The following is an 8,385-nucleotide window of genomic DNA, read 5'->3' as shown; positions in this document are numbered from 1 at the left end:
CACCTCCTCGATGACGATTATACCAACGTCCGGCGTGCCGATCTGCGGCGCAGGGAAGCAGGGGGCCGCCCTCCAACCGTCGTCAAAATGACGACACTTGAGCCTCCTTGGCCTGTCCCTAATGAACCGTGAGGGACCAAGGGTATCAAACGGATTGAGCCCCTGAGGGGACACCCTAAGAAACTCTGAGGGTGACAAGGGTACCCGCGAAATGAGTACCCTAAGAATTTCTGAGGGTATTCGAGGCCCGTCCTGCCGGGGGCCGGTACAAAAAGATCCTGTAGCAGGGGCCAAGGAGGGGGTCGATCCGTTCCCCCCCTCAGGGAATACCGTCGGAATTTCCGACGGTGCTCCGCCTTGGGACCGGAGAGCAGGGCTTGGCTCACGGGCTCAGTACGGGAACATCTGACGGTTGAGCTCCAGCTCCTCGGGCGTCATGGGCTTCCCCCAGTCGTTAAGCGGGTGCAGGTTGACGATCCGCTCGATCTCCTCCGGGGGAAATTCCGTCGTGGGTTCGTTCCAATACGGCGAATGCGAAAGGATAGACGCCAAGGCGTTGTTGGCATATCGTTCCTCTTCCCCGTCCTCCTTGATGTATATAAAGCCGATCTGGAGTCGGAGAGGCGTGTCATCGTCGTCCTCGTCGTCGTAGCTCGGGAAAATCCTGGCATTCTCTGTGATATCGAAGGCGAACAAGAAACGCTCATACCCTGTATCTAGGCTCTCACTGATCAACCGTGCCGCCATACTGTCATCACTCCTCCCTGTACCAGACTGGGTTGTGCCTTTTCTAGGGTTTTCCGGAAGCCCTGAAAAACCTCCCGGGCGCCGTAACAAATTCTTACGGTGCTCACGGTATGGGGGGTGAAACGGATTCGTACCCCGCCAAGGGATGTAAGGAATCGTTACCCCCCTCACCCTCGAAGCGCCAGCTCGGCCAAGTGTCCGGGGAACTCCCGTCGGTATCGCTGTATCGTCTCCGGGGCCAGCCCGTGACGCGACGCCACACGCTCGAGCTGGGGCTCGTCCAGACGGGAAAAGCTGCGCCCCGTGACCCACGTCACGTGATCCTCGACGATGGCCCAGGTCTTCGGGTAGGCCTCTGCAAAGCGCTGTGTGGCGGCTGCCAGCCCAGACCACCCCCCGATCTTCCCCAGGACACCCTCGAACACCTCCGCCCGGATGACCCGGTCCTCCTCCTCGGAGCTCCCCCAGAACCCGACCGCCCCCCGTGGAATGTCGATCTCTCCCCGAGACGGACACGCCAGAATCTCGGAATGCTCGTCGGTCGTCGGCTCGTACTCCCCGGCCAGAACCCGGAGCCCCATCGGATGACACCTCAGGATGATGTCGATAAGCGTCTCCAGCCTACGACCGTCCCCAGACAACGGAACGACCTGCCGCTTCCTCCGCCCCATTTCAAGCCCCTCCTGTTCTCCAAAGCCACAGCCTTTTATCCCCACGCCATCATACCCTGACCATTATAGCCTTGCCCCGTTCTCGATCTCCTGCCTCCGGCCAGGGAGGCATAGGGTATCGATAGGGTATATGTGGGGCGGCGGTAGGGTGTCGATAGGGTTTGGATAGGGTATCGATACCCTATCCGGGGATGACGTGCGCCGTACGTACCCCGTACGTACCCCATACGTACGCCGTACGAAACGAGTACGCCCGAGGTACGAACGACGGACGAACGCGGGGAGACGGCTCCCCTCTGTCCCCGTATTTCGTCGATTTGCTCCTGAGAGACGTACAGGAAGGCCCCAGAGCATCATCAGGGCTTCGGGAGGTATCAGATTACCTCCGGGGCTCCTGATGGGGCTCTCCGTGGCTCTGTAGGGGGCTGTGGGGGGATATCGGAGAAATACCCGAGGTATGTCCGCCGGATGTCCTCCGTCTGTGGCTGCATCCCCCTTACCGTGACCACAGGGGGGGGCCGAAAAGCCCGGAGCCCCTCGACCGTTCGGCGGGCGCGGGGTATCTATGGCCACGCCGGAATAAAATCCGATTCGCTATAGCCCCAGATACCGGGCCGCCGTCCGGACGAGCTCCTTCTTGCGCTGGAAGAACGTCGTCCGTCCCAGGCTCAGCTCGTCTGCCGTCCTGTCCCAGGTGTTGCCGCCCAGGTAGCGCAGCTTCAGAATCGCCAGGAGGTCCCGCTTGACCGAGCCCTCCAGAACGAAAGGACTCCCCAGGTCCTCCATGAGGCGCTCTATCGGGCGCGTCCAACGCTCCAGGTACAAGATATCCGCCTCCACCTTCTCGATGCGCTCCAGGCGAGCGGAGACGGGATCGGCGATCCCCTCCGAGGGCGGCGCGTCGTACCGCTGCGCTCCGACCGAGGACATGGCATCGAGGCGCTTCAACTCGGAGCGCAGCGCCTCCAGCCGGGCGATGTTCTCCCTGTAGCCGTATAGATACCCCTCGGCACGCCGAAAGGCCGGATTGTCCTTGAGCATCGAATCCCCTCCAATGAAGGCGCTTCACCTTGATAAAGTTCGTGGCTGAAATTTCAGCCGCAAAAAGTCCAGCCCTCAAAATTGAGGAGACGGTACCACCTGACCTCAGAGTTTCTGAAGTCAGGTCCTTGACTTGGGCTCACCGTAGCCACAGGGGGGATGATGTAAACGAACCTTACCCCATCCCCCAGGCCAACCCGGCTCAAAGCGAACCATGTTCCCCTTGGCCAAGGGGGTAGAAAAAAACGACGCCCTTTTCGTTCAGAAGGGTCGTAAACGGATTACGCCCCCTGGCCAAGGAGGCCGCCAACGTAATTTTTCGTTATCTCGCGGGCCTGGAGAAAGTCAACATTAGTCAGCTCGCCACGCTTGCGAATTCAAGTTTTCCCTGGCTGCCGGACTTGCTACATGTGCTCCTTGGCCCACTCCAGAGTCTCGACAAGACTGTGGTTCTCTTGGGCCGCGCGCTCCATGACCTCCGCCACATCAAGCTCCAGGACCTTAGCCAGACCGTAGAGGGTACCGGCCTTGCAGAGAGAGGGGCAGGTCTTCCCGCACTCGATGAGCCGCAGCGCCTCGCCCCCGATAATGGCACGCCCGGCACACCGTTACCGCCCCAGCCCGAGCTCCCGCCTCCGGGCCTTGATCCAGCGCCCGAAGTCTCCGGGCTTCAGCTTGGTCATCCTTCGTCCACCTCCTTATCCTCCGGCCAACCCGGCCCCTCATGCCTGCTTGGCCAGAGATATGAGCCGCGACGCCTCACGTTTCGTCAGCAGCTCCGGGTGAGGGTGAAGTCTGCGGCGTTGGATGAAGAACCGCTGACGGGTCGTCAGGGGTTCTGCAAAAGCCCGCTCGATCAGCTCAGACGCCTCGCCCCTCGACACGTCGCCCGCATAGGGGATACCCAGCCGCTTCATGAGGGCAAGCTGCTTCCCGGAGGCCGGATACTTCCGCCATCCCGCATCCTTCGACAGTATGGCCGCATCCGTGCGCCGCCTCACGTAATCCTCGCCGACGCCCAGAGCATAGTCCAGGGGCAGAACGTCCCCGGAGAGCTCCGTCGCAGTGCCTCCGGGCTCGGAGCGAAAAACGCGATAGCCTCCAGGGACCGCCTTGCAGAACACGGCCCCATCCAGAACGTTCAGGCGGTAACTGGGGCCTATCGGCGTCCAGACGAAGCGCGAGCGTCCCAGAAGGTCCAGGGCCACAGCCTGGGCCTGAACAGGAGCGGGGCTCCCAACTCGACGCGCTTCCCCTGCCTCCTCCTCGGCCACGATCTCCAGGAGACGCTTGCCCTTCCTGGGCTTGAGCTCCGAATCTCCGGCCAAGGTGCCGAACCCGCACAGCTTGTGTTTTCGGGCCGTGTCCACAAAGTCGATCAGGAGGCAATCCGCCTTACCGGGGGCCGTTCTCAGTCCTCGCCCCACGCACTGGATAAACAATCCCCGAGACTTCGTGGGTCTGGCCATCATGACGACGCTCGCCTCCGGACAGTCCCAGCCCTCCGTCAAAACGTTGCAGTTCAAGAGCACCCGGATATCCCCGGCCTCGTATTCCGACAGGGCACGGCGTCTCTCCTCCGCATCCATCGCGCCATAGACGGCCCTACAGGGGACGCCCCGCTCCCGGAAAGCCTCGGCCAGGTTCAGGGCGTGTCCGACCCCGACGCCGAAGACCACGCCCCGGCGTCCCTGACCATACCGGAGATAACTGTCCGCCACGAGGGCATTCCGCTCCGGGGTGTCGATGACGGCGGATAGCTCGTCGGGGGCAAAGTCCCCGGTTCGGGTACGGACGCCGGAGATGTCGGCTCCCGTCTTGATCTCCAGGCCCCGCACGTCGCAGAGATACCCGGCCTTCATCATGGCCAGGATGGAGCGCTCGAAGACGATCTCCTCGAACACGCTCCCCAGCCCCACGTTGTCGCCCCGGTACGCCGTGGCCGTGACGCCCAGGAGCAGTTTTTCTCGGTCGCCCTCCATGAAACCCTGCGCCTCGAAAATCTTCGCGTAGGAGGTCGCGGCGGCATGGTGTGCCTCGTCGCAGATCAAGAGTCGGAAGCCGCGCTCCCGGAGAGCGTCCGTGTTCCTCATGGCCGTCTGCACGGAGGCGATGCAGATATCCGTCCAGAGCCCGGAGCGCTCCTCGGCCTTGAGGATGCCGACGTCGGCCTCCGGGTAGACGAGGCGGATCTTCTGCCGTGTCTGTAGGAGCAGCTCCTCCCGATGCGCCAGGACAAGGGTGCGGGTCTTCAGGGCCCCGGCGACCATGCCGAAGATCAAAGTTTTTCCACACCCGGTCGGGAGGCTGACGAGCTGGCGAGTGACGCCATCACGCCAGCGTCCGAGAACAGCATCCAGGGCCTCCGTTTGGTAAGGGCGGGGGGTAATCATGACCCCGCCTCTGGCGCGAATCCGGCAGCGCCCCCCGATGTCAAGGAGCCCCATTGAATTTTGTCGGCAAACGAAAACATCGGTTTGCGCGTGGCCGCGCGCTCCACGGGTTCCGCCTTGTTTCCGAACTCCAAGGACGGAAAGAACGGGAAAATCTCGAAGGATTTCCCGGACGGCCCGCCGCGATTCTTCCGCAGCGTCGCGATCAGGCGCGGCCTGCTGCCCGGTGTCTCCGGAGCGTCGCTCAGCAGCTCAAGCTCGTAATCGACGAACTGCTCCAGGGCGCTGCCCCCGATGGCGTGTCCGCCCGTGCCACCCTTGGCCTGGTCCTGGCGGCTTGACCGGCTCATTTGGGACAGCAACAAGAAGGTCAGGCCCCAGCGATCCCGCAGCTCCCGGAATTTCTTCGAGACGCTCCGGGCCGCCGTCAACTCATCCCTGAATCCATCGATAGCGGTAACGTAGTCCAAGGCCACCACGTCCGCATCGGAGGCCAGGATGACATTTTCGATCTGCGTCAGGTTCATCGGCCCGCCCATGATTGAGAGCCCGTCATCCTGCCTCGCTCGGGCCTCCTTGGCCATGCGGTACTCCGGAGTGTTGAGTCGGATATGTTCGACCACCTGGGCTTGTCCGCAGTTCAGGAGACGACGATACAGCCGCTCTTCGATCTTTTGGGGGTGCATGTCCAGGCTCAGGAACAAAGCCCGTCCTCCGCGCTCAACGTAGTCGATCAGCGCATGGAGCAGGAGGGACGTTTTTAGACCTCCCTCGCCCCCGACGATATGGAGCACCTCGCCCAGTCCGATACCCGCCCCGTCGTTGATGAGGGCATCCAGCTCCTCGATATTCAGCCGCAGCGTCTCCAGCGATCCGCGACGCCGGACGGCCTCCTCCAGGAGCTCTCTGTGGTGCGCAGGGTTTGCGGCCTTCTCGAACCGCGCATCAACGTCGGGATACTTCTCCTGCAGCAACGCCCGATCTACGGCACGCTCCACCCTCGCCGGGTCGATCAGCCCCCTGGCCGCGTAAAGGTACAGACGCCGAATGTCCTGGAGGGGCATCCCTTCCTCGCGATAGGCCCCGAACTGATTGGACAGCACCATGAGACGGCCCGCCTCATCGATGGAACCCTCAAGCAGGTCCCGAAGGTTCAAGCCGTTGGGGTTCACAAGCCGCTCATGGCGAAGCCGGGTCTCCTCGAAACGCCGATCACTCTCCTCCCCCAAGTAGCGGGACACGTCCCCCCAGTCTTTGGGCGGCGGCGTCTCCGTGGGGCCGCAGGCTGCATCGAACTCGGAGTCAATCTGCCGCTCAGACATCGCCGAACTCCCGCTTGAGCCAGTTTGCGGGCTTTGGGATAAACTTCTGGTCTCCGCACTGTTTCAGCTCCTCAGCCCTGTCAAGGAACGGCCCCATACGTTCATCGATCTCACGGATACGGGCAAAATAGGACTCGGGGTCTTTCCCCGGCGGGAAGAGCTTCCGGAACATCGCTCTAGCGTCGGCCTTCCCCTCCTTGCGCGGGTAACCATCCCAAAACTGGGAAAAGTACGCATCCACTTCCGTCCAATGCTCGGCCTCCGTCGTGGCCTTAGCCCCCTCTGCCGTTTCACCCTCTCCGTTATCCGCATTTCTACTGTCAGTAATTTTGCTGACCCCACCCGCCCCCTCGTCTTTGGGGGGGATGCCTTCGGGGGTAGGGGCCTCTGTCTGGGGAGAAGGGGTATCCCACGGGGTAGGAGGCTCTGCTGGGGGAGAGGTCTGTGTAGGGGCCTCTGAGGGGGAAGGTGGTTCAGGAGGTTTACCACCTGGGAAGGGCGGGTATTCTTTTTCTTTTTTATGGTTCTTATGGTTATGGTTAGAGTAAACGTCGTTTACCACCCCCAGTAAACGTGCTTTACCACGTGGTAAAGGAGATTTACCACCCTGGTCAATGTCGTTTACCACGTGGTCAACCTCGTTTACCACCCCACCCCTGCGTAAACGAAGAGCGTAGAGATTGTGGGCAAACTCCTTTGTGCCATCTTGTCGCCTTTTTGTTTTTTGGATGTGGCCGGCCTGCTCCAGGCGATTCAGCGATGCTATAACCGTCGGCCTGGATACCCTTGCCTCGGTGGCGATAGTCCGCAATCCCGGCCAGCTATTCCCCTGTTTGTCACTATGGCTGTCGATGCTGGCGTACACTGCAAAATCCAGGGCCAGAAGGCGGCTGTCCCGAAGCATCTCCAGCGGGATCATCGCAAATTGTCTACCCATCAACGCCGCCCCCTCTCCGGCCCCTTGCAGGGTACAGGGATGACCCGGCTCGCCCGCCTCGGCTCCTCCCCCAGGGAGTACCGGGCGACGCGCGCTCCCCCTTCTCCGACGGAGATCATCTCGGTCAGGACGTTCCAGCCGGAGCGCCTGAGCTCGTCGATCCGGGAGGCCAGGCGCATGATGCCGAATTGCCCCCGCGCCTCGTCCTGGGTGATGCTCCGGCCCGCCTTGAGGTGCTCCAGCACGGCCAGCTTCTGGGAGTTCCACGCCTCGCGGTCCCGTGCCGTCACCATGCCGACCGCCCCCTCTCCATGCGGCAACAGCCGAGGCCAAGCCACGGACGCAAAGGTTCCTGATTGTTTTTACGATTTGATGGGGGTGTTACAAGGGGACAGAAGGGGTGAGGCCCAGGTGGGTCTCCTTGGTCGGATTCTCCTGAGGAGTCTCCTCCGCCCGGACTGGACGCGGCCACGGAGAAGGACGCCCTGCGCGCTGAGCGGGGGGCTCGGGAGCGGGACGTGGGACGCACACGCAGAAAGTATCTCGCGATAGCCGCCATCCTCGGTTTGCGACGCGCAGCCGGTGTGCGGTGCACCTTCGCAAGATACCTCAGTTGCTTTACGAGACGCGACAGATACCGATGCAGCTCGTAGACATGGCAGACTTTGAGCTCCTGGCCCCGTTTGTCGACGAGGTTTCCGAACTTATCCGGCTCCATGAAAGGCTTTTCCAGGGAATCTCGAAACTCGCGCGCCACTTGAAGCATCTCGGGGTGCCCCGCAGCGTGGCTTGCACTCCCCAACTCCAGCCACAGCATGGCGGTTTCGCCCCCCAGCTCACAGTCCAAAGCGGCAAGAACCTGCTCTCTGAGAAGCCTGTCCCGATATTCGTTGAGTTCGGGAGACCCCTCGTCAACCCGAATGATTCCGTTCAGCCTGTCAAGGTCAAACTCCCGATTCTCAAAATCATAGGCGCGTGTCAGCACACTCCGATAGCGCTTGTCGAACGCCCTGCGTATCCCGCCGCCGCCCCTCCTTCGTGGTGCTCGTGGTACAATATTCCCGACAGCCAACATCTTTCATCTCCTTTCGCCGTCCATGCCCAGGACGGCTTTTTTCTTGGTCTCATACCGCCAGCCCCTTGTCGTCGAACGCCTCCCGCATGGGGATACCGAGAAACGAACTCAGCCCCTCCCTCACACGCTCGCTCGCCGGGGCCTTGCGCCGCTCCACTAAGGAGAGGATCGACGGGTGTATCCGCACCTCATAACTCAG

At 61.9% G+C, this 8,385-nt stretch carries 7 protein-coding genes; all 7 read right to left on the bottom strand.

What is annotated here, in order from left to right; all coding sequences use genetic code 11:
* Positions 1–390: 390 nt before the first annotated feature.
* On the bottom strand, positions 391–747 hold the full coding sequence (locus tag Q0176_RS06605; protein ID WP_299300475.1) for a hypothetical protein: 357 nt from the start codon (positions 745–747) through the stop codon (positions 391–393).
* Positions 748–914: 167 nt separating this feature from the next.
* The gene (locus Q0176_RS06600; protein WP_299300473.1) at positions 915–1,418 is read right to left on the bottom strand and encodes a hypothetical protein; all 504 of its coding nucleotides are present in this window, start codon (positions 1,416–1,418) and stop codon (positions 915–917) included.
* A 594-nt stretch (positions 1,419–2,012) separates the two neighbouring features.
* Complete coding sequence (locus tag Q0176_RS06595; RefSeq protein WP_299300471.1) at positions 2,013–2,459, bottom strand: hypothetical protein; 447 nt, start codon at positions 2,457–2,459, stop codon at positions 2,013–2,015.
* Positions 2,460–3,181: 722 nt separating this feature from the next.
* On the bottom strand, positions 3,182–4,852 hold the full coding sequence (locus tag Q0176_RS06590) for a DEAD/DEAH box helicase (protein ID WP_299300469.1): 1,671 nt from the start codon (positions 4,850–4,852) through the stop codon (positions 3,182–3,184).
* On the bottom strand, positions 4,849–6,174 hold the full coding sequence (locus Q0176_RS06585) for an ATPase domain-containing protein (protein WP_299300467.1): 1,326 nt from the start codon (positions 6,172–6,174) through the stop codon (positions 4,849–4,851). The genes Q0176_RS06590 and Q0176_RS06585 overlap by 4 nt, the downstream gene beginning before the upstream one ends.
* On the bottom strand, positions 6,167–7,111 hold the full coding sequence (locus tag Q0176_RS06580; RefSeq protein WP_299300465.1) for a helix-turn-helix domain-containing protein: 945 nt from the start codon (positions 7,109–7,111) through the stop codon (positions 6,167–6,169). The genes Q0176_RS06585 and Q0176_RS06580 overlap by 8 nt, the downstream gene beginning before the upstream one ends.
* Positions 7,111–7,404: a helix-turn-helix domain-containing protein gene (locus Q0176_RS06575; RefSeq protein WP_299300463.1), complete on the bottom strand. Its 294-nt coding sequence runs from the start codon at positions 7,402–7,404 to the stop codon at positions 7,111–7,113. Before Q0176_RS06575 ends, Q0176_RS06580 begins: the two co-directional genes overlap by 1 nt.
* Positions 7,405–8,385: the final 981 nt, after the last annotated feature.

This window comes from uncultured Fretibacterium sp. (genome assembly GCF_938040765.1).
Taxonomy (GTDB): Bacteria; Synergistota; Synergistia; order Synergistales; family Aminobacteriaceae; genus CAJPSE01.
Note: the sequence above shows the minus strand (reverse complement) of the source record. Positions and strands in the feature narration are given on the sequence as shown.